The 2531-nt window shown below is 64.6% G+C and carries 2 protein-coding genes; one reads left to right on the forward strand and one right to left on the reverse strand.

Going from position 1 to position 2531, the window contains the following annotated elements; translation table 11 throughout:
- Positions 1-1377 (forward strand): hypothetical protein (locus tag RMO15_RS07730; RefSeq protein ID WP_309710117.1); only part of this gene is annotated, 1377 nt, incomplete at its 5' end.
- On the opposite strand, the gene RMO15_RS07735 is transcribed toward RMO15_RS07730, so the two are convergent.
- A partial coding sequence (locus RMO15_RS07735) for a DUF2357 domain-containing protein (RefSeq protein WP_309710121.1) occupies positions 1344-2531 on the reverse strand: 1188 nt, incomplete at its 5' end. The two genes, RMO15_RS07730 and RMO15_RS07735, sit on opposite strands and share 34 nt — an antisense overlap.

The following is a 2531-nucleotide window of genomic DNA, read 5'->3' on the forward strand; positions in this document are numbered from 1 at the left end:
GGCGGCGCGGAGCTCCCCGAGAAGCTCTGGCAGGCGGCGCTAGAGAGCAAGAAAGACCCGTTTCCTCTCGCGGAGCTTTCAGGGAGCGCGAGTGCTCGGGTGCAGGCGGTCTGGCAAGGATTTCAAGGGCGGCCCGGCCCCGAGGGGGCTCCTCCGCCCAAGGCTCCCCAGAGTGTCACGCCAAGGGCAGGGCTTGTGGTTCAGGTGCTCTGTCCAGGTCTGGGCGAGGCGCAGCTCGGTTTACTGGGAGTGAGTGAGCTGGTGCCTCAGCCGGAGGCACCTCTGGTGAAGCTGCCCGAGACTTTCAAGACACGCGGGCTACGGGTGCGCCCCCCAAAAACTCCCGCCGAGGCCAAGCAGCTTGTGGCGCAGGCAAAGGCGCGTGGCTTTACGACGCTCTACATCGCGCTCTCCGGTGACGCCAACGACGACCGTGGGGTGGGTTTTCTGGCGGCGGAGAAAGACACACTGGCGCTGGTTCCCACGCTCTCGCCGCTCATGCCCTCGCCCACGGACTCTCAGCGCGAGCACGATATCAGTGTCACCGGGCGCACGGCGGCGGAGATGGCGCAAGGCCGCCCGGCCCTGAGCGCGATTGCCCAGATCATGCCCTTTATCGTCCCGCTCTTTGAGCAGATCACGCGCTTGGATGCCCTCACGCCCGAAGCCGTGCCCGTCGAGCGCTTCGCCGATCGGGTGGCACGGCTGGCGGCCCTGCCCGGTGTCACACAGATCGGGCTCCACGACCTCGCAGCGCTCGGTTATGTTGGTGAGAATGAGGGCGGCCTAGAGACGCTCTGGACGGGGGGCTTTAGTGCCACGGAGCGTCTGGCGTTCCTACGCACACAGGGCATAGACCCCGCCGACTTTCTCGATGTCAATGGTTTCCCAAACACGGGCGAGTTTAAGCTTCCCTTTTTCAGCGATAGCGAGCAAAACGGCGCTCTCCGAAATGCCTGGAACGCGCGTCGGAAGGCCCGCGCCACGCAGTTCCAGAAGCGCCTCGATGCTGCCTTCCTCGCGGCTAAGCTCACCAAGCCGCTCCAGAAGATGACAAGTGGCTTTGTGATGATGGGCAACCAGCAGTGGAAAAACGAAAAAGGCGGTGCGGGGCCGATTAATCTTCCTTACTGGGAAGCCCTGACCCGCATGGGACCGGGAGGGGGCATGGAAGACACGGATGAGACATCTTCTATTCGAAAGTGGCTCACCCAGCGCCTGACCCCACGCGCCACCAGCACCAGCCCGGACACCACGGAGGATTTTGGCTTCGGCCCCTCGATCTCCTCAACAAACGGCTTCGTCTACGACCTCGCGGATCTGCCACTGGCGCAGGCACTCACTCATCTGGAGACGATTATCGCCGCTAAGAGCTGATCCAGCGCCTCGCCTCCACGCCCTGGTGCAAGCGGGAGTGCGCCGAGTCCGCCGCCTCTGATTTTCTCATCGGGCCACCAGTGGGCAGTCTTTCCGGGATAGAGCGCGACGGCGGCGAGCGTGCCGGGGAGGGCATCACGGTAGGCGTGCATCGTGAGAATATCGTCGGTGAGGGCCTCGTGGTGATCCGTGAGGCGGTACTTGGCATCGAAGTGAACGCGCATTTCGCCGATGGACAGCGTGATGTCCGGGCGCACCGGGCGCGTCCATGTCGGCAGGGTTGGGTTGTAGAAAAGCGAGACTCCCTCCGCCTCCAGCCGCAGCTCGGTGCCACGGCGTAGGGCCAGTGAGTAGCCATCTGCCGTGGGCGTCAGGAAAGCATCGGAGGGCCAGCAAAAGCCCAAAACGCGCTCCACGGCAGCGGCCACTTCGAAAAAGCACCAGTACTCGTAGAGGGTCGCCACATCGCGCCGCCCGGCTCCAAAGACCTCTTGGCCGCCTTCCCACGAGAGCCGAAGCGCCTGCTGCGCCGCCAGCCAGGTCTGGTAGACCTCCCGGTAGCCACTGCGCCGCGCCAGAACCTGACTTCCCACGGGAAGCTGTGTCAGTGGCCCGACCTCAGCAAAGAGCGGGTGCGCAAGGGCTTGCTCCAGCGGCACTCTCAGCCACCGCGCCTCACGTTCGAGGCGCTCGGTAACGCAGCAGCTCTCAAGTGACGATAATAGCTGCCGTAGAGTGTACTTAACAAACCGATTTTCGGGCGTGTCACCGGTCTCCGTGGGGCGCGTGTGCGGCAGGTGCAGCGGCACCGTTGCCAGACCACGCTTCGCTAGGCAATGTCCACCGGGAACAGGCTGGCGGGGCGTGGCCGTGGCGAGCCAGCGCACCGCGCTCGGAGTCAGCCGCCGCGCCCGGTTCAGCGGTAGCGACTCGGCCGCCGCATGGAGAATGCGGTGCGGGTCGGAGAGAACTCGGGCGAGGCCACGCTGAAACTCGCCGCTCTCCAGCAAGCCGCGCAGGAGAAAAAAACGCTCCACCAGCCGCGCGGGATCAGGGCGCTCAGTGGCGACCATCGGCGACGTGATCTCGGTGCGCTGCCTTAATAGTAAGTCTGTGGCGCGACGTGCAATGTCCTCTAAGAGCTGCCGAAAGTC

It is taken from the genome of Armatimonas sp. (genome assembly GCF_031410135.1).
In the GTDB taxonomy this organism is placed as follows: domain Bacteria; phylum Armatimonadota; class Armatimonadia; order Armatimonadales; family Armatimonadaceae; genus Armatimonas.